At 61.0% G+C, this 17,980-nt stretch carries 14 protein-coding genes and 1 pseudogene; 6 read left to right on the plus strand and 9 right to left on the minus strand.

The window, feature by feature from the left end; genetic code table 11:
* Positions 1–112: 112 nt before the first annotated feature.
* The gene (locus ACIPLA_RS23755) at positions 113–661 is read right to left on the minus strand and encodes a cysteine hydrolase family protein (RefSeq protein ID WP_218398897.1); all 549 of its coding nucleotides are present in this window, start codon (positions 659–661) and stop codon (positions 113–115) included.
* Positions 662–763: 102 nt separating this feature from the next.
* Here ACIPLA_RS23755 and ACIPLA_RS23760 point away from each other — a divergent pair, with 102 nt between their 5' ends.
* The 3 genes from ACIPLA_RS23760 (at position 764) to ACIPLA_RS23770 (ending at position 3,922) form a co-directional block, all read left to right on the plus strand.
* A complete protein-coding gene (locus tag ACIPLA_RS23760; protein ID WP_401176434.1) occupies positions 764–1,759 on the plus strand; it encodes a GlxA family transcriptional regulator in 996 nt (331 codons plus the stop codon).
* A gap of 305 nt (positions 1,760–2,064) precedes the next feature.
* Entirely contained in the window at positions 2,065–3,174 is a 1,110-nt protein-coding gene (locus tag ACIPLA_RS23765) for a DUF3182 family protein (RefSeq protein WP_401176437.1), read from the plus strand.
* A complete protein-coding gene (locus ACIPLA_RS23770; protein ID WP_218398894.1) occupies positions 3,164–3,922 on the plus strand; it encodes a S9 family peptidase in 759 nt (252 codons plus the stop codon). The genes ACIPLA_RS23765 and ACIPLA_RS23770 overlap by 11 nt, the downstream gene beginning before the upstream one ends.
* A gap of 112 nt (positions 3,923–4,034) precedes the next feature.
* Here ACIPLA_RS23770 and ACIPLA_RS23775 read toward each other — a convergent pair whose 3' ends face one another.
* From ACIPLA_RS23775 to ACIPLA_RS23795, 5 genes are all read right to left on the minus strand, one after another.
* On the minus strand, positions 4,035–5,021 hold the full coding sequence (locus tag ACIPLA_RS23775; protein ID WP_401176440.1) for a lysylphosphatidylglycerol synthase domain-containing protein: 987 nt from the start codon (positions 5,019–5,021) through the stop codon (positions 4,035–4,037).
* Positions 5,018–6,304: a cardiolipin synthase ClsB gene (clsB, locus tag ACIPLA_RS23780; RefSeq protein WP_218398892.1), complete on the minus strand. Its 1,287-nt coding sequence runs from the start codon at positions 6,302–6,304 to the stop codon at positions 5,018–5,020. Before clsB ends, ACIPLA_RS23775 begins: the two co-directional genes overlap by 4 nt.
* Positions 6,301–7,098 carry an endonuclease/exonuclease/phosphatase family protein gene (locus ACIPLA_RS23785; protein ID WP_192345283.1) on the minus strand — a complete coding sequence of 266 codons (798 nt, stop codon included), beginning with the start codon at positions 7,096–7,098 and terminating at the stop codon, positions 6,301–6,303. The genes clsB and ACIPLA_RS23785 overlap by 4 nt, the downstream gene beginning before the upstream one ends.
* The gene (locus ACIPLA_RS23790) at positions 7,095–8,021 is read right to left on the minus strand and encodes a DUF72 domain-containing protein (RefSeq protein WP_401176445.1); all 927 of its coding nucleotides are present in this window, start codon (positions 8,019–8,021) and stop codon (positions 7,095–7,097) included. Before ACIPLA_RS23790 ends, ACIPLA_RS23785 begins: the two co-directional genes overlap by 4 nt.
* Positions 8,022–8,236: 215 nt before the next feature.
* The gene (locus ACIPLA_RS23795) at positions 8,237–9,448 is read right to left on the minus strand and encodes an MFS transporter (RefSeq protein ID WP_401176448.1); all 1,212 of its coding nucleotides are present in this window, start codon (positions 9,446–9,448) and stop codon (positions 8,237–8,239) included.
* A 150-nt stretch (positions 9,449–9,598) separates the two neighbouring features.
* Between ACIPLA_RS23795 and ACIPLA_RS23800 the strand changes: the two are divergent.
* Positions 9,599–9,779, plus strand: a pseudogene (locus ACIPLA_RS23800) (hypothetical protein); the annotation flags it as partial.
* A gap of 134 nt (positions 9,780–9,913) precedes the next feature.
* Here ACIPLA_RS23800 and ACIPLA_RS23805 read toward each other — a convergent pair.
* Complete coding sequence (locus ACIPLA_RS23805; protein ID WP_401176451.1) at positions 9,914–14,230, minus strand: DNA glycosylase AlkZ-like family protein; 4,317 nt, start codon at positions 14,228–14,230, stop codon at positions 9,914–9,916.
* A gap of 326 nt (positions 14,231–14,556) precedes the next feature.
* Between ACIPLA_RS23805 and ACIPLA_RS23810 the strand changes: the two genes are divergently transcribed.
* Complete coding sequence (locus ACIPLA_RS23810; protein WP_218398890.1) at positions 14,557–15,441, plus strand: sugar nucleotide-binding protein; 885 nt, start codon at positions 14,557–14,559, stop codon at positions 15,439–15,441.
* Entirely contained in the window at positions 15,434–16,363 is a 930-nt protein-coding gene (locus ACIPLA_RS23815) for an NAD-dependent epimerase/dehydratase family protein (protein WP_218398889.1), read from the plus strand. Before ACIPLA_RS23810 ends, ACIPLA_RS23815 begins: the two co-directional genes overlap by 8 nt.
* A gap of 177 nt (positions 16,364–16,540) precedes the next feature.
* On the opposite strand, the gene ACIPLA_RS23820 is transcribed toward ACIPLA_RS23815, so the two are convergent.
* Together ACIPLA_RS23820 and ACIPLA_RS23825 are read right to left on the minus strand one after the other, a co-directional pair.
* A complete protein-coding gene (locus tag ACIPLA_RS23820) occupies positions 16,541–17,239 on the minus strand; it encodes an OmpW family protein (protein ID WP_218398888.1) in 699 nt (232 codons plus the stop codon).
* Positions 17,240–17,459: 220 nt separating this feature from the next.
* On the minus strand, positions 17,460–17,978 hold the full coding sequence (locus ACIPLA_RS23825; protein ID WP_123720598.1) for a DUF3299 domain-containing protein: 519 nt from the start codon (positions 17,976–17,978) through the stop codon (positions 17,460–17,462).
* Positions 17,979–17,980 lie beyond the last annotated feature (2 nt).

Raw genomic sequence — 17,980 nt, forward strand, 5'->3', positions numbered from 1 at the left:
CAGAAGGTCATGTGGGAGCGGGCTTGCTCGCGAAAGCGGTGGGTCAGGCAACATCAATGTTGACTGTCTCGCCGCCTTCGCGAGCAAGCCCGCTCCCACAGGTTGATCTCACTTAACCAGCCAGAAAATCATCGGTGGACACCACGTTGGCATAGGCAAAACCCAAGGCCGACATGAAGGCGGCATGAACGTGGGCGGCCGGGACGGTGACGCCGTTGAATTCCAGGTCTCGGGTGGCACAGGCGTCGTGGATTACTGTGACGGTATAGCCCAGGTCGGCCGCGGCGCGGGTGATGCCGTCGATGCACATGTGGCTCATGCTGCCGACGATTACCAGGTGTTCGATGCCTTGCTGGTCGAGGATGGCCTCCAGTTCGGTCTCGCGGAACGAGTTGACGAAGTGCTTGAGTACCACCGGCTCGTCGGCGCGGTTGAGGACTTTAGGGTGCAACTTCGCGCCGTCGGAGCCCGGAGTGAAGAACGGCGCGGCGTCGGAGGTGAATTCGTGGCGGATATGCACCACCGGATCACCGGCCTCGCGAAACGCCTGAATCATCCGTGCGGCGTTGTCTGCTGCGGCGTCGGCGCCTACCAGCGGCCACTTGCCCTGGGGGAAGTAGTCGTTCTGGATATCGACTACGATGAGTGCTTGCTTGGCCATGGGTGTTTCCTCTAAGTGTGTATTGGGTGTGGAATCAAGTATTGGCGCTGGCCGTTCATTCGAGGATTGGCCGCACCGACAATAGAAGGGGGAAAACTGACAATGGGCATGGAAAGGGCAGTCGCCGAACTGGGAATGCTGATCTATCCCGGTGCGCAGATGGCGGCGGTGCATGGGTTGACGGACCTGTTCGGCGTGGCCAACCGGATCGCCGCCGAGCATCAGTCGGCGCAGCTACCGTTGCTGCGGGTCAGTCATTGGCAGGTCGAGGGTGATCAAGTGCCCGAGCGGGTCTATGACACTGATCCCGGCCCGGCCGGCGCATTGGTTGCCGTATTGATCCCGCCCTCGATCGGAGGTTTTTCCGAGGGGCAGGCGCCCCAAGGGCTGATTCGCTGGCTTCGTCAGCAACATGCCAACGGTGCGACCCTTGGCGGGGTCTGTGTGGGTTCTATTCTGTTGGCTGAAAGCGGCTTGCTCGATGGCCGTAGTGCGACGACCCACTGGACCTCGGCCACGGCTTTCGCCGAGCGTTACCCGGCGATCAAGCTCAAGGCCGACACGCCGATTGTCGACGATGGTGACCTGATCACCACCGCCGGCTTGATGGCCTGGTCAGAGCTGGGATTACGATTGGTGAACCGCTTGCTCGGGCCGAGCATCGCCACCGGTACGGCGCGTTTTCTGGTGGTGGAACACAGCGACAGTGCGAGCGAATGCGGCAGTAATTTTTCACCGATTCTCAGCCATGGCGATGCGGCGATTCTCAAGGTCCAGCATTGGCTGCAAAGCACCGGGGCGACCGATGTCTCGTTGGCGGTGATGGCCGAGCGGGCGGGGCTGGAAGAGCGCACCTTTCTGCGGCGTTTTCGTGCGGCGACCGGGTTGAAACCCACCGAATACTGCCAGCACCTGCGGGTTGGCAAGGCGCGGGAAATGCTCGAATTCACCAACGGCACCATTGATCACATTGCCTGGACCGTGGGTTACCAGGACCCGAGTGCGTTTCGGGCAACGTTCAAGAAGATTACCGGGCTTGCGCCGAGTGATTACCGGGCGCGGTTTGGTGTGTCTGCGACCGCAGCAGTGGCTCGGTAGCGAGCATCACTGCAGAACCCTTGTGGGAGCGGGCTTGCTCGCGAAAGCGGTCCATCAGGCGAGATTGATGCTGACTGACCCACCGCCTTCGCGAGCAAGCCCGCTCCCACATTGGATCTGTGCCAGTCTTGGGTCGTGCAAAATGCCGGGAGTATTGAAAGGTGTCGTGCAGAATAAAGCAGGCCTTGTGCTATCGCATATTTCACAAACGGCTGATTTGAAACCCATTTCCCTCCAGCCGCCGTTGGCCTGATCTCTGCACCTCCTTCAGCTACATTCATCAAGCGCAAATTGAAGGGGAACGCATGACCCCAACAAACCGCAAGAAACTGGTGCTCGCCCATTCGGTACGCCCCGATGCCCCGCTGCACGAAGTCGAAACCAATCGCGCGTTGGCCCGTTGGCTGGCACAAGCCGTCGGGCTCGAATACGGCGGCAGTTATGACTTGGATCTGCATAGCGGCCGTGATGTTTATCTGTTGCCGACCCAGACGCTGGTGGGTGTCGCTGCCGCCCGGCAGCTGGGCGTCAAAGGGCCGGAGGATTTGTGGGGCGGTTACGTCGACCACGCTTTCATCTGCACCAAAGCCATCAGCCATGGGTTGTTGAATCGCTATGCGTTCGCGCCCGAAGGCTGGTCGTCGTTGTTTTCCGAACGGGTACGCGGCGTTGTGCTCGATGGCCTCAGCGTGTTCTCCCTGGAGGATGCTCGCCCGGCAGCGGAGCATCTGCTCTACAGCGGTCCGATCCGCATGAAGCCTATTCATGCCTGCGCCGGACGTGGTCAGGAAGTGATCACAAGCCTCGACCAGTTCGACGCCATCCTTGCGCGCCCCGATGCCAAAACATTGTTCACCGACGGCGTGGTGCTGGAACAAGACTTGACCGAGGTGGTCACCCATAGCGTCGGTCAGAGTTTTATCGGCGACAAAGTGCTGAGTTATTGCGGTGATCAATACTTGACCGAAGACGGTCAGGGCGAGCAGGTTTATGGAGGGTCCAATCTGTTGGTGGTGCAGGGTTATTACGAGGACCTGCTGGCGCTGGAGCTCCCGGACGACACGAGGCTGGCGATCCAGCAAGCGCAGGTATTCGACAGCGCGGCCGATGAAGCCTACCCCGGTTTCTATGCCTCACGGCGCAACTACGACATCGCCCAGGGGCTGGATTGCGATGGCAAACAACGCAGCGGCGTGCTCGAACAATCCTGGCGCCTGGGCGGTGCCAGCAGTGCTGAAGTCGCGGCGCTGCAGAGCTTCGTCAACAACCCCGGCTTGCGCGCGATTCGCGTGTCGTCGGTCGAAACCTATACCGACCGACCGCTGCCGGCCAACGCCATTGAGGTCTACCGGGGGCCTGCGGAACACAGTGACTTTCTTCTCAAGTACGTAACGGTCAAATCCTATGACGGCTAGAAGCGAAACCATTGCGATCGACATCGATGATGAACAGATGAGCGGAACCTTCCTCAGCCCCAAATCGAAAGTCCCGGGTGTGCTTTTCGTTCATGGCTGGGGCGGTAGTCAGGAGCGCGACCTGGAACGCGCCAAAGGCATCGCCGGGTTGGGTTGCGTGTGCCTGACATTCGACTTGCGCGGGCACACCGGCGGGACCGGTATTCCGTTATCCCGGGTGACCCGCGAAGACAATCTGCGTGACCTGCTGGCAGCCTATGACCGCTTGCTCGCCCACCCGGCGCTCGACACGTCTGCGATCGCCGTGGTCGGCACCAGTTATGGTGGTTATCTGGCGGCGATCCTGACGTCCTTGCGCCCGGTGCGCTGGCTGGCGCTGCGGGTGCCGGCGTTGTATCGCGATGACTTTTGGCACACGCCCAAGCGTGATCTGGACAAGCTCGATTTGCGCGATTACCGCAGCACGCGGGTCAGCGCCGACAGCAATCGCGCACTGCATGCCTGTTCGCAATTTACCGGGGATGTGTTGCTGGTGGAGTCCGAGACCGACGCCTATGTGCCCCACGCGACCATCATGAGTTACCGCGCGGCATGTCAGCAGACCCACTCGCTGACTCACCGGATTATCGACGGTGCCGATCACGCCTTGAGCGAGCCTGTCTCGCAACAGGCGTACACCTCGATCCTGGTGGGCTGGATCACGGAAATGGTGGTGGGTGAGCGGTTGAGCATTATTCAGTCGAGTTGAGGATTGCGGTGTTCTTGCGATTATTCGCGGGCAAGCCTCGCTCCTACAGGTTGCGTGTGACCCCTGTAGGAGCGAGGCTTGCCCGCGAAGGCGTCATCCCGAACGCCATACCTCACCCCGGTTTTTTCGAAATCCGCAACGACTTCGCCTTGGCTTCCACCACCAGGTACATCACCACGGTAATCAGCAGCGGCAGCAGGAAATAGATCGCCCGATACGCGAGTAACCCTGCCACCAGACTTCCCCGCGAGACCTCGTGCTGCAACAGCGCCACGAACACCGCCTCCAGCACGCCAAGCCCGGCCGGAATGTGGGTGATGACCCCGGCAATGGCGCTGATCAGCAACACGCCAAGCACCAGCGGATAATCCAGTTTGCTCGGTAGCAGGGTGAAGATCACCGCCGCCATCAGCGACCAGTTCAGTGCGCCGAGGGCCAGTTGCAGGACGGCCATGTGCAGCGACGGCAGGTTGATTTCCACGCCGCGAATCGACCATTCCCGTCGCCTGGAAAACCGACAGGCCGCCAGATACCCCGCGCTCAGCAGCAGCAATAACACGCCCACGCCTTGCAGGGCTCCGCTGCTCAGCTTCCAGCCTGGCGGCATTCGCACCAGTCCGCTGCTGAACACGGTGCCGGCAATCACCATGTAGCCGAACCAGTTGGTCGCCAGGCTCAGCCCGAGGATTTTCGCGATGTTGCTTTTGCTCACGCCGAGCCGCGAATACAGCCGATAACGCATGGCGATGCCGCCGACCCAGGCGCTCAGGTTGAGGTTGAAGGCATAGCTGATGATCCCCACCGGCAGGATCTGTCGCCAGGTCAGGTCCTGCCGGATATAGGTGCGACCGATCAAGTCGAAACAGGCGTACACCAGAAAACTCAGCAACGTCAGTCCGGACGCGATGATCAGCGTGCGCACTTTGAAATCGGCGAGGGTATCGAACACTTCGCCCCATTCGATGCGTTGGGCAAGCATCGTGAACAGCACGATCAACGCCAGAAAAAACAGCATCGTCAGCGGCTTTTTCCAGTGGTGCCAGTGGGATTTTCGCGGCGTGTCGGAGTGAGGGGCAGGCTGCGCATCAGAATGGCTCATGCCTTATCGCTCCCGGTCGGATGAATGAAGGGTTTGAGGCGCGGTTTATGCGCCGGCAGCCAACCGGCCCATGCCGGGAAATGCTGCAGGAAGTGAAACACCAGAAAACCGATGGTCATGTGCCAGACCCGTCCGCGAGGAGCCTTGTCCGCCGACATGACCTTGCAGTGGTTGCTGCTCAATTCGTCGAGACGCTCGAACAGGTCGCGGTTGAAGGCGCGGTCGCGGATCAACACGTTGGCCTCCAGGTTCAGGGCCAGGCTCAGCGGGTCGAGGTTGCTTGAGCCGACGGTGCTCCAGTCTTCGTCGACCAGGGCGACTTTGCCATGCAGGGGACGGTCGCAGTATTCGTAAATCGCTACTCCGGCTCGCAGCAGATAATCGTAGGTCATGCGCGCAGCGAGTCTGGCCACCCGCAAATCCGGCTGCCCCTGAAGAATCAGGCGTACCTCGACCCCTCGGCGTGCCGCGTTGCGGATCTCTCGCAGCAGCCGATAGCCGGGAAAGAAGTAGGCGTTGGCGATCACCACGCGACGTCGGGCACCGCGCACGACCTGCAAGTACACCTCTTCGATATCGCCCGGGTGTTCGCCATTGTCGCGATACACCAGCCGCACCTGACCATCATGATCGCTGACCGCCAGTTCTGCGCGCCTCTGTCTGCGGCGTTGCCACCAGTACTTGGCCCGGGCCGGGCGACCGCTTTGCAGCAAGGCGAAATGATGAATGTCGGCCACCGCCGGGCCTTGCACTTCAACCGAATAATCCTGTTTGGCCTCGGGGCCGAAGTCGGCCAAATGGTCGGCGGAAAAGTTGATTCCGCCGAGGAACGCAATCGTGCCGTCGACCACCACAATCTTGCGGTGCAGGCGGCGGAACCAGTTGGTGCGAATGCCAAAGTGACGCGGCGCGGGGTCGAATATTTGCAGGCGTACACCTGCATTGCTCAGGGCTGCGAGGTACTCCGTGCTCAGTTCGCCACAACCAAAACCGTCGAGGCTGACGGTGATGCGCACACCGCGTTGAGCCGCTTCAATCAGGATTTTCTGCAGCTCATTGCCGACCTTGTCCTCGAACACAATGAAGGTCTCCAGCAGGATTTCACTCTGGGCCTGGCGCAGCGCTTCAAACACCCGTGGAAAGTATTCCTCACCGTTCTCCAGCAATTGGACCCGGTTGTTACCGTGCCAACCGTATACGACGTTAACAACCGCCGGCTCACGTACGGGCGGCGGTGTGGAAACGTGTTCGATCGTGGTTTTTTCCATCAATGGGCCGGTCATAGCTCGATCTCCACCGATAGCGGTGCATGGTCGGAAAGGTGTGACCAGGGCCGGGCCGCCAGTACTTGCGGATGGCTGGCCTTGAGGTTGCGCACGTAGATGCGGTCCAGGCGCAACGCAGGCAAGCGCGCCGGGAAACTACGCGCCGGTTTGCCATGCAACTCGGCAAAGACTTCACGCAAGCCGCAGGGCTTGAGCTGCGCATCAGCGCGCAGGCGCCAATCGTTGAAATCGCCGGCGATCACCACCGGGGCATCTTCCGGCAACTCTTCCATACGTTGGATCAGCAGCTTGAGTTGTGCCTTGCGATGACTTTCGCGAAGCCCCAGATGGACGCAAATGGCATGCACTTCCCGACCATCGCCGGGCATCCGCAGCACGCAATGCAGGATTCCACGGTTTTCATGGCCACTGATGGAAACGTCGAGGTTGTCGTGGCGAATGATCTGGAACTTCGACAACAGCGCATTGCCGTGATCGCCTGCCGGATAGACCGCGTTGCGCCCATAGGCAAATTGCGGCCACAAGGTGTCGGCAAGAAATTCGTACTGTGGCATCGCCGGCCAATTGAGGTAGCGCTGTGGATGATGTTCGTGGGTGCCATGGACCTCCTGCAAAAACACCACGTCGGCGGACACACTACGCACCGCCTCGCGTAACTCGGGCAGGATGAAGCGCCGGTTGAGCGCGGTGAAACCCTTGTGGGTGTTGACCGTCAGCACGGTAAAACGGCTCACGGCGCTGATAATGGGCTGCTGTTCATCCGTCGTGCCGACCGGTTCGGGAATGCTCATGGCAGCACTCCTTCGGCAACCGGCTCACCGGGTGCGGTGGCAAGGTCTTTGTCGAGATGCAAACGTTCAAGCAGACGGCGGGCATCGAAGGGCGCGCGGACTTTGATGTCGTTATCGAAATAGCAGAATATTTCCCGGGCTCTGCGTGTCTTGGGTTTTTGCCGAGGCGCGATCAATTGCGAATCTGCTGGTTGCTGTCCGTGATACCAGGCCTCGATCCGGTCGCCCCAGCGTTTCAGCGCTTGGGGGGTATAACCGCTGGCGTAGAGTTCTTCGGCGCCGTGCAGGCGCAAATAGACGAAATCACTGGTGAGGTCTTCGCGATACGGCCATTTGCCGGCCGTGTCAGCAATGACTAGCGCGGTGTTGTAGCGTTTGAGCAGACGGACGAAAGCGGGATCGACAAAGCTTTCGTGGCGAATTTCCACGGCATGGCGCAGCGGTTTTTTGCCGTAAGCCTTCATGCTGGCGTGACCGTTCAGGCGTGGCTCATGCTGGCGGGCGAGGGCGGCGGCCTGTTCCGTGTCGTGGGGTAATTGTTCGAGAAAGCTTTCGAACAATTGCGGGTCGAATTTAAAGTTGGGTGGGAATTGCCAGAGGATCGGGCCGAGTTTTTCCTTGAGTTCCAGTACCCCGGAGGCAAAGAAATTCGCCAGCGGCTTATGAATGTCCCGCAGGCGCTTGATGTGGGTGATAAAACGCGGCGCCTTGACGCTGAACACGAAGCCCGCCGGGGTTTCGGCGTACCACTGGGCATAACGTTCGGGCCGTTGCAGGGCGTAAAACGATCCATTGATTTCGATGCTGTTGACCGCCCGTGAAGCGAATTGCAATTCGCGCTTCTGGGTCAGCCCCTTCGGGTAGAACTCCCCCCGCCAAGGCGTGTAGCGCCAGCCTGAAATACCAATATGAATCGCCGCCATGTCGCCTCCCGTCTATGTAGCCCTCGGACAGCCTCTGTCTTTTGATGACTGCCGGGCGTACGAGAAAGTTTCGACGGGGCTACGGACGGTAAAAGTTAGACAACACACTACAAATCAAATGTGGGAGCGGGCTTGCTCGCGAAAGCGGTGTGTCAGTCACATCAATGCTGGATGTGCCGCAGCTTTCGCGAGCAAGCCCGCTCCCACAGGGTCTGTCAGTGACCGGTGGCCATACGGGGCGAACCCTCAGCCGGTTCGACATACACCGGACCCAACCGGTCAAGACGCCCACTCCAGGCGGTCAGTGCCAGTGCGACCAATACCACCAGGCCGCCGATCCACGCGGTATGAATCAGACCCATGTGCGCCACGATCAAACCACCGCCCCACGCCCCACCGGCAATGCCGAGGTTGAACGCCGCAATGTTCAGGCCCGAAGCCACGTCCACCGCATTCGGGGTGTGATGTTCGGCCTGACGCACCACATACACCTGTAGGCCCGGTACGTTGCCGAAAGCAACGGCGCCCCAAACCAGCACGGTGGCCAAGGCCAACCATGGATTTCCGGCAGTGAACGTCAGCACGAACAGCACGGCGGCGAGCAGGGCGAAGATGATTGTCAGGGCACTGATCGGACCGTGTTTGTCCGCCAGTTTGCCGCCCCAGATGTTGCCGACGGCCACCGAGATGCCGTAAACCAGCAGCACCAGGCTGACGGTGCTGGCGCTGAAGCCGGAAATGTCCTGAAGAATCGGCGCCAGAAAAGTGAAGGCAATGAACGAGCCGCCGTAACCGACCGCCGTCATGGCATACACCAGCAGCAGACGCGGCTGCTTGAGCACCTGCAATTGCTGCAACAGCGAAGCTGGTTTGCTGTGGGCGATGTTTTTCGGCACATAGAGCAGACTGCCGATGAAGGCGATCACACCCAAAGCAGACACGGCGAGAAAGGTTTCACGCCAGCCGAAATGCTGACCGATAAACGTCCCCAATGGCACGCCGGTGACCAGTGCCACGGTCAGGCCGGTGAACATGATGGCAATCGCGCTGGCGGCTTTCTCCTTCGGCACCAGGCTGGTGGCGATGATCGAGCCAATCGAGAAAAATACCCCGTGAGCCAGGCCCGTGACGATCCGCGCAATGATCAGCGACTCGTAGCTCGGTGCTTTCCAGGCCAGCAAGTTGCCGAGCGTGAACAGCACCATCAACGACAACAACAGCAATTTGCGTGGGACTTTACCGGTAAGGGCGGTCAGCACCGGCGCGCCGATAGCCACACCGAGAGCATACAGACTGACCAGCAGACCGGCGGACGGCAGGCTGACACCGAGATCGGCGCCGATAGTAGGTAACAGGCCAACGATGACGAACTCCGTCGTCCCGATAGCGAAAGCGCTGAGGGTCAGCGCGAGCAAGGCAATGGGCATGGCTGCAACTCCGGTGGATTTGATTGATGGAGCGCAGTGTCGGGGTTTGGGTCGTGCGGAAAAATACAGGGATGGGCATTTGATATTTGCGCATAGGTCAAATATTGAGCGAATGAAACCCTGTGGAGAGTTGGCTGGGCAATATGTGTGGTGTGCCAGGCATTCAATCAGCGTTTGAAAAAGCTTGTGGATAACAGTCATGGATACATTCGCGCAGACTTATCCACAGCAGGTTTTGATCCCCAAAAGGCATGTGGATGAGCCGGAAAATGACGGGCCGACACTGGAAGAATCGTCGGTGTTGTTGCCGGATCAGCCGCGAACCCAATGATCTTGTTGGCTGTGATGGCCTCTTCGCGAGCAAGCCCGCTCCCACATCTGATCTGTGTTGGAGCACGTATTTGTTATCGACACATATTCCCTGTGGGAGCGGGCTTGCTCGCGAAGGCGCCAAGCCGGCCGACATCAATGCCGGATCAGTTTGCTACGCACCTCGCCACTGGCCTGCTGATCCAGCTCCAGCCAGAACTGCTGCTTGCCAGCAATCTCGGCGGCGGCTGGCAAGCCGTCGCGATACACCAGTCGAGTGCTCGCCAGCGCCGGCACTTTCGCGCCTGGCAACAGGGTGCCGGCGAGGTTCAGCGGATCCACCCCACACACCGCGATCAGACTTCCATCATGAGGTCGCCGCCTGACTTCGCGCAGCAATGGAATCGCCTCGGGCAGCGCAAATTGTTCCCCCGCCAGGCCACTGACAAACCGCCCGCCACGAATCTCGCCCCGGGCCTCGAGCCGATGGAACGTGCGCAGCAATTCCCGCCAACTTGGCAACCAGTCCGCCTCGCGCTCCAGCAAGCGCCAGAACACCACGCCGTAGCGGCGCAGCAAGGTCATGGCGATGTGTTCCAGGGTTTCGCTGGGTGTGGGCGCGGGTCGTTGCTTATCCACAGCCGGTGCGGCAGCTCCGCGTCGCAGTAACGCCCAACGCCCGGCATCGTCCATGCCGCCGACAAACGCTCCGCGTCCGCGTCGGCTGCTGCGATTCTGGCGTTTGCTGGCCGGGGTGATCAGCGCCCGCAGGCCGGCGAAGCTGTCGGCGTTTACCAGCCCGGCACCGACCAGTTCCTGCAAGGCGATTTCCAGTTCCGAGCGCAGCAGATGGGCTTCATGAATCAGCTCATCGAAAAACAGTGCGCCGTGCTGGCTGAGCGCTTCATGGACTTTTTGTGTTTTGGGCGATAGTTCGCTGACCGGCGTCTGTTCGGTCAAGCTGCTCCACAATCCGACCTGACTGCGCGGCAGCAATAGAATCGGCGTGCTGCGCAAAGCCGTGCTGGTGCTCTTGTTGCGCGCGGTCAGGCGGGTCCACACCAGTTTTCCGCTGCGGCATAACTCATCCAGCCAGCTCGCCGAATAGTCTTTGAGCCGCGCCGGCAGAATGTCGCTGTCCCACGCCGAAGCGGCGGCGGGGTAGCCTTCGAACTGGCTGATAATCGCCGGCAACACCGCGCGACCCTGGCCTTGGCTCGCGGCGGAAAGATGCTGCCAGTCGAACAAAAAACGCATGAAATCCTGCAACGCCACCGGCTCGATTTCCCGTCGCAGCCGTTTGACCGTGTAGCGATGAATCCGCGCCAGCAGATGCCGTTCGCACCATTCTTCATCAGGGGCGCCTGGGGTGAATTGCCCGCGCAGTACATAGCCTTCGCGCTCCAGTTGTGCCAGGGCCTGAGTGACTTGAGTCGGCGGTAAACCAAGCGGTTCGGCAATCGCTTTCAGCGGCAACGGACCAAACGCACTGAGCCGCGCGCGGATCACTTCCAGCACCGCTTCGTCCGGCTCCCAGGTTTCATCGAAACCGGGCAAGGCCTCCAACGGTGGAGCCAATGTGGCTTGTGGATAAATCGCCCTCAGGCAGGTCAGTCGTTCCAGCGGCAACCACAGCGATTGCTCCGCGTTGATCTGCAAACGGCTGGCGCGGCCACTGTCGGCCAAGGTGTTCAGCCAATCGAGCCAGTTCGGATTGGCTTGAGCCTCGTTATCGGCGATGCACGCCAGGCTCATCAGCGCTTCATGCATTTCATCGATGCCGGTGGGCGTCGGCCAGGCTTCATCACGCACCGCAGTAATCGCCTCGGCGTCCAGCGCACCGAGATCGTCGGTGGACTGCGGATCACTCCAGCGGCGGTTGAGCACTGCCTGAGTGCGGCGCTCTTCCAGCGGCGCATCGTCGAGAAACGTGTAGGGGCGGGCGCTGAGAATCTCCGCCGCCAGTGGCGAGGGTGCCGGCAAATCGCGGCTGATCAGGCGGATGTCGCCCTGTTCCATGCGCCGCAACAATGCCAGCCAGCCTTCGCTGTCCATGGCTTCGTGCAGGCAATCGTCGAGGGTTTGTTCCACCAGCGGATGGTCGGGAATCTCGCGCTCGCCGGCGAGGTTTTCCACGCAGGCGATCTGATCGGGAAACACGCTGGCAATCAGGTCTTCGCTTTTCATCCGCTGGATCTGCGGCGGTACTTTGCGTCCGCCGCTGTAGCGCGGCAGCGCCAGGGCGACGCCAGCGTTCCAGCGCCAGCGCACGCCGAACAATGGGGCCTCGAGTACCGCCTGAATCAGGATGTGCTCGGCACTGTTGCTGTGCAGATAGCGCCAGACGTCCTCCAACTCGAAGCTGTGACCGGTGAACAGCGACAGCACGATGGCGTCCTCGCTGGCGGCGGCCTGCAATTCGAAGTTGAAAGTGCGGCAGAAACGCTTGCGCAGGGCCAGGCCCCAGGCGCGGTTGATGCGGCTGCCGAATGGAGAGTGGATGATCAGTTGCGTACCGCCGGACTCGTCGAAAAACCGCTCCATCAGTAGCGTGTCTTGCGATGGCAAGGCGCCGAGGGTCTGGCGTGCCCGGGCCAGGTAATCCACCAGTTGTTCGGCGCTGGGGAGGTTCAAACCGAGTACGTCGGTCAGCCAGTCGACGGCTGGCTGAAGGTTGCCGGGCGTGGCGCCGAGTCGCTCATCGAGTTGCGCTTGCAGGCGGGCCACGGCGAACGACAGTTCATCACTGCGCCCCGGTGCTTCACCGAGCCAGAACGGAATGGTTGGCGGCTGACCCTGGGCGTCTTCGACCCGGACCTTGCCGGTTTCGACCCGCAGGATTCGATACGACGTATTGCCCAGCTGAAAGATATCCCCGGCGATACTTTCCACCGCGAAGTCTTCGTTGACGCTGCCAATGTTCAGCCCCTGCGGTTCCAGCAAAACGCTGTAGTCGGCGTTGTCCGGGATCGTCCCGCCGCTGGTCACGGCAGTCAGCTTGGCGCCTCGACGGCCGCGCAGGGTGTGGCTTACGGCGTCCCGGTGCAGGTAAGCGCTGCGAATACCCAGGCGCCCGTTGTAGCCCTCGGCGAGCATTTGCAGCAGTGCCTGATAGTGCTTTTCGTCGAGGGTGGCGTAAGGCGAGGCTTTTCGCAGCATTTCCAGCAACGCTTGTTCCTGCCATTCCTGGCAGCTGACCTCGGCGATGATCTGCTGGGCCAGCACGTCCAGCGGTGCTTCCGGGATCAGCAACGTGTCGAGTTCGCCACGGCGCACGCAATCGAGCAGGGCGGCGCATTCGATCAGGTCGTCGCGGGTGGTGGCAAACAATCGGCCCTTGGGCGTGCCGCCGACCTGGTGTCCTGAGCGGCCGACCCGTTGCAGAAACCCGGCAATCGAGCGCGGTGAAGCGATCTGGCACACCAGATCGACGTCGCCGATATCGATCCCCAATTCCAGAGAAGCGGTGGCGATCAGCACTTGCAGCTCGCCGCGCTTGAGCCGTTGCTCGGCGTCCAGGCGAAACTCTTTGGCCAGGCTGCCATGGTGGGCCGCTACCGCGTCTTTACCGAGGCGTTCGCTCAAGTGCCGACTCAGACGTTCGGCCAGGCGTCGGGTGTTGACGAAAATCAGCGTGGTCCGGTGTTCACGGGCGAGGGCGGCGAGTCGGTCATAGACCAGTTCCCAGATGTCGTTGGCCATTACCGCCGACAACGGCACGGGCGGCACCTCTATATCGAGATCTCGTGGACGGGCGTGGCCGATGTCGATGATTTCGCAGTCGCGATCACGGCCAACCAAAAAGCGCGAGACCGCTTCGATGGGTTTTTGCGTGGCGGACAAGCCGATACGCACCAGCGGTTGCGAGCAGAGCGCTTGCAAACGCTCCAGGCTCAGGGCCAGGTGACTGCCACGCTTGCTGGCGGCAATGGCGTGGATTTCGTCGACGATCACCGTGTGGGTGGTGCCGAGCATTTGCCGGCCGGAGTCGGAGCCGAGCAGCACATAAAGGGATTCCGGGGTGGTCACCAGAATGTGTGGCGCGGTTTTGCGCATGGCCGAACGCTCTTTTTGCGGCGTATCGCCGGTGCGCACGGCGGTGCTGATCGGCACGTCGGGCAGGCCCATCACCCGCAACTGTTCGGTGATGCCGGCCAGCGGGTTTTGCAGGTTGATCCGGATGTCGTTGGACAGGGCCTTGAGCGGTGAAACGTAGACCACCAGGGTTTCGTCCGGCAGGCCGTCCGGGCTCTCCAGGCCACGATGGACCAGATCGTCGAGCACGGCGAGGAATGCAGTGAGGGTCTTGCCGGAACCGGTGGGCGCGGCAATCAGGGTCGAGCGGCGCTGGCGGATCAACGGCCACGCCCGGGCCTGGGCAGCGGTGGCCGTTGCGAAGGTGTTGCTGAACCAGGCGCTGACGGCGGGGTGAAAGCCTGCCAGAGCAGCGTCCGTGGGGATGGGCAGATTCATGGAGTAATTTATGCGGGTGGGGGCGGGAAGTTGCAAGTACCGCTCAAGTCCTCTGTCGGCTTTTAGGGCCCCTTCGCGAGCAAGCCCGCTCCCACAGTTGAACAGTGTCGGTCACAAAATGTGAGTACACAGGAGATCCAAAGTGGGAGCGGGCTTGCTCGCGAAGGGGCCAGCAGGGTCAACCCAATCCGACGGAACTACACTTTACGGATGACGGTTGCGCACTAAACCCGCAAAATGCAACGATTCCGGCAATTATTGAGGACATCGCCTGCGGGCGCTGTCGATAAAGCCATCGTTCCAATCAGACTGGGCCTGCTGACTCTATGCGAATGCGCCTTATGTTACTGGGCGGCGGAAATGCCCTTGGGCAGGCGCTGATTCGCCTCGGTGCGGAGGAAGACATCGGTTTCCTCGCCCCCCGCCCACCACAAGACGGCTGGGACGCCGCGAGCCTGACGCAACTGCTCGACGATACCCGTCCGGATGCGTTGATCAATCTCGCCTACTATTTTGACTGGTTCCAGGCGGAGACCGTCAGTGAGCAGCGTCTGGCCGGGCAGGAGCGAGCCATCGAACGGCTGGCCGAGCTGTGCCAGCATCACAACATCGTGCTGCTGCAACCGTCGAGTTATCGCGTATTCGATGGCTCCCGGGCGACCGCCTACAGCGAAAAAGACGAACCGGTACCGCTGGGCCTGCGCGGTCAGGCCTTGTGGCGAATCGAGCAAAGCGTGCGCGCCACCTGTCCGCAGCACGTGCTGCTGCGTTTCGGCTGGCTGCTCGATGACAGCCCCGACGGCACCCTCGGGCGGTTCCTGGCCCGGGCCGAGAAAGCTGAAGAACTGCTGATGGCCGATGACCGTCGCGGTAATCCGACGCCAGTGGACGATGCCGCCCGGGTGATCATTTCAGTGCTCAAGCAACTCGATTGCTCCGCGCCGCTGTGGGGTACTTACCACTACGCCGGGCATGAGGCGACCACACCGTTGGCACTGGGGCAGGCGATTCTTACCGAAGCACGCGCCCTGCACCCGTTGGCCATCGAAGCACCGACCGCCCAGGCTCACGCCGCGCGGCCCGACGCCGCCGAAGAACCGCAACACGCGGTGCTGGCCTGCAAGAAAATTCTGCACACTTTCGGGATCAAGCCCCGCGCCTGGCGCGCGGCACTCCCGGGCTTACTGGATAGGTTTTATCGCCATGGCTGACAGCCCTGTTTTAATCACCGGCGGCGCCGGTTTCATCGGTTCGCACCTGACCGACGCCTTGCTTGCCAAAGGGCATTCGGTGCGCATTCTCGATGACCTCTCTACCGGCAAACGCAGCAACCTGCCGCTGGACAATCCCCTCGTCGAACTGATCGTGGGCGATGTCGCCGATGCCGCATTGGTGGCGCAGGCGATGGTCGGTTGCAGCGCTGTTGCGCACCTGGCCGCGGTAGCCTCGGTGCAGGCTTCGGTGGATGATCCGGTGAAGACTCACCAGAGCAATTTCATCGGTTCGCTGAATATCTGCGAAGCCATGCGTCAGACCGGCGTCAAACGGGTGCTGTTCGCATCCAGCGCGGCGGTCTACGGCAATAATGGCGAAGGCGAGTCGATCGACGAAGACACGCCCAAGGCGCCGTTGACGCCGTACGCGGCGGACAAATTGGCGAGCGAGCATTACTTCGATTTCTATCGTCGCCAGCACAGTCTGGAACCGGTGATTTTCCGCTTCTTCAACATCTTCGGCCCGCGCCAGGATCCGTCCTCGCCGTATTCCGGGGTGATCAGCATATTCAGCGAGCGCGCGCAGAAAGGCTTGCCGATCACCGTGTTTGGCGATGGCGAGCAGACTCGGGATTTTGTCTATGTCGAGGACCTGGTGGACGTGTTGGTGCAAGCCATCGAGAAACCGCAGGTCGAAGTCGGCGCGGTGAATGTCGGCTGGAATCAGGCGACGACCCTCAAGCAAATGCTTGAAGCCCTTGAAGCGGTGGTCGGCAAGCTGCCACCCGTGAGCTACGGCCCGGCTCGTTCCGGTGACATCCGCCATTCACGCGCGAACAACCGACGTTTGCTGGAGCGCTTTACCTACCCGCAGCAGACGCCGATGAGTGTCGGCCTGGCGCGGTTGCTGGGGCACTGAGGTTTTACACAGCCATGAAAAAGGCGCCGTTGAAGGCGCCTTTTTTGTGGCCGATGCAGTTCCTTGTGGCGAGGGAGCTTGCTCCCGTTCGAGTGCGCAGCGCTCGCAGTTTTTTGGGGCCGCTTCGCAGCCCAGCGGGAGCAAGCTCCCTCGCCACAAAGGCCGGACAAGTGTTGATTAAAATTTGTAACCCAAACCAACCATGTAAATGAACGGGTCCACATCGACGTCGACCTTGGCCCGGGTGCCCGGTGCGACGGCGTTGTTTTCCACGGTCGCGGTGGTGTCGATGTCGATGTAGCGCACCTGGGCGTTGATCATTACGTTTTCGGTCAGCATGTAATCGGCACCGACCTGCCAGGCCAGCCCCCAGGAGTTTTCCGCCTTGAAGTTGCTGAAGCCGTTGGCGGCGGCTTCGCTGCCGACGTGCTCGTCGTAGATCCAGGTGTAGTTGATACCGCCGCCGATGTACGGCTGGAACGCGGACTTGGAATCCAGTGGGTAGTAGACCAGGCTCAGGGTCGGCGGCAGGTGTTTGAGAGTGCCGAGTTTGCCGTTGGCGGCGCCGAGAGCGGTGCCTTTGAGCTTCACGTCATGCTCGAACGGCGAGGCCGCGAGCAGTTCGATCCCCAGGTTGTTGGTGATCATGTAGGCGAAGTTCAAGCCCAGTTGGGTGTCGCTGCTCATGGTGGCCTTGCCACCCAGATCGGCGCCCTTCAGCGGGCCTTGATCGACCTTGACGCTGGAGCTGTCGGCTTCCGGGTTGACGGTGATCGCACCGGCCCGAACGATGATGTCACCGGCGGTGTGGGCATGGGCGAGCGGGGCTGCGAGCGCGAGGGCGAACAGCGAAGCGCAGAGCTTGGACTTGTGCATGGGGGCTCCAAAGGACGTTAAAAATGTTCGATGTCCAATGGTAGGGATCCAACTGATACGGTCTTTTGATTCAGCTCAATGAAACAGTGATGGCCTTGATTTTTGCGCAACCTTGATGGCCTCTTCGCGGGCAAGCCTCGCTCCTACGGGGCTTGCGTGGCCTCTGTAGGAGCGAGGCTTGCCCGCGAAGGCGTCCTCACTATCAAAACAAAACTACCGGTCACTCCGGCAGCTCATACACATAAATCTTGTCCGCCTCCATCTGATACCCGGCATCCGCCAACTCGCTGGTGGATGCTTTCACCTGCAACGCCCCTTCGATCCAGTACGGCTGATACAGCTCATCAAGCTTCACGCCGACTTCGCTTTTGACATGCACGATCTGGTTCGACGGTGGCGGCGGCACATGGATGCAGGCGCCGAAATATGGCACCAGCAGAAACTCCGTGGTGCGGCCTTCTTCGCTGACTTCCAGCGGCACGATGTACCCCGGTAAACGAATGTTCTTGCCGTCGAGGCTCTTCACCACCGGCGCATTCGGCATGTCCTGCTTGGCGGCCGGGGCCGATTCTGCGGACAACGCATCGCTCATCTTCGACAGGTCATGCAGCGGCGTCATGTTCGGCACTTCTGGCGCCGCATCCGGCGGGATCATTTCCGACCAGGTCAGGTCCTTCGGCTCGGCCGCCCACAGCGGAAGGGCAACCAGCATCAATAGCGCAAGCACAGCGCGGGGCATCA

The organism is Pseudomonas sp. NPDC086112 (genome assembly GCF_044746425.1).
Classification (GTDB): Bacteria; Pseudomonadota; Gammaproteobacteria; order Pseudomonadales; family Pseudomonadaceae; genus Aquipseudomonas.

Coding starts and splice junctions, on each gene's coding strand:
- ACIPLA_RS23820 (WP_218398888.1), bottom strand. CDS start 17,239: ATGCACAAGTCCAAGCTCTGCGCTTCGCTGTTCGCCCTCGCGCTCGCA.
- ACIPLA_RS23775 (WP_401176440.1), bottom strand. CDS start 5,021: ATGAGCCATTCTGATGCGCAGCCTGCCCCTCACTCCGACACGCCGCGA.
- ACIPLA_RS23810 (WP_218398890.1), top strand. CDS start 14,557: ATGCGAATGCGCCTTATGTTACTGGGCGGCGGAAATGCCCTTGGGCAG.
- ACIPLA_RS23805 (WP_401176451.1), bottom strand. CDS start 14,230: ATGAATCTGCCCATCCCCACGGACGCTGCTCTGGCAGGCTTTCACCCC.
- ACIPLA_RS23755 (WP_218398897.1), bottom strand. CDS start 661: ATGGCCAAGCAAGCACTCATCGTAGTCGATATCCAGAACGACTACTTC.
- ACIPLA_RS23815 (WP_218398889.1), top strand. CDS start 15,434: ATGGCTGACAGCCCTGTTTTAATCACCGGCGGCGCCGGTTTCATCGGT.
- ACIPLA_RS23765 (WP_401176437.1), top strand. CDS start 2,065: ATGACCCCAACAAACCGCAAGAAACTGGTGCTCGCCCATTCGGTACGC.
- ACIPLA_RS23790 (WP_401176445.1), bottom strand. CDS start 8,021: ATGGCGGCGATTCATATTGGTATTTCAGGCTGGCGCTACACGCCTTGG.
- ACIPLA_RS23785 (WP_192345283.1), bottom strand. CDS start 7,098: ATGAGCATTCCCGAACCGGTCGGCACGACGGATGAACAGCAGCCCATT.
- clsB (WP_218398892.1), bottom strand. CDS start 6,304: ATGACCGGCCCATTGATGGAAAAAACCACGATCGAACACGTTTCCACA.
- ACIPLA_RS23760 (WP_401176434.1), top strand. CDS start 764: ATGGGCATGGAAAGGGCAGTCGCCGAACTGGGAATGCTGATCTATCCC.
- ACIPLA_RS23825 (WP_123720598.1), bottom strand. CDS start 17,978: ATGCCCCGCGCTGTGCTTGCGCTATTGATGCTGGTTGCCCTTCCGCTG.
- ACIPLA_RS23795 (WP_401176448.1), bottom strand. CDS start 9,448: ATGCCCATTGCCTTGCTCGCGCTGACCCTCAGCGCTTTCGCTATCGGG.
- ACIPLA_RS23770 (WP_218398894.1), top strand. CDS start 3,164: ATGACGGCTAGAAGCGAAACCATTGCGATCGACATCGATGATGAACAG.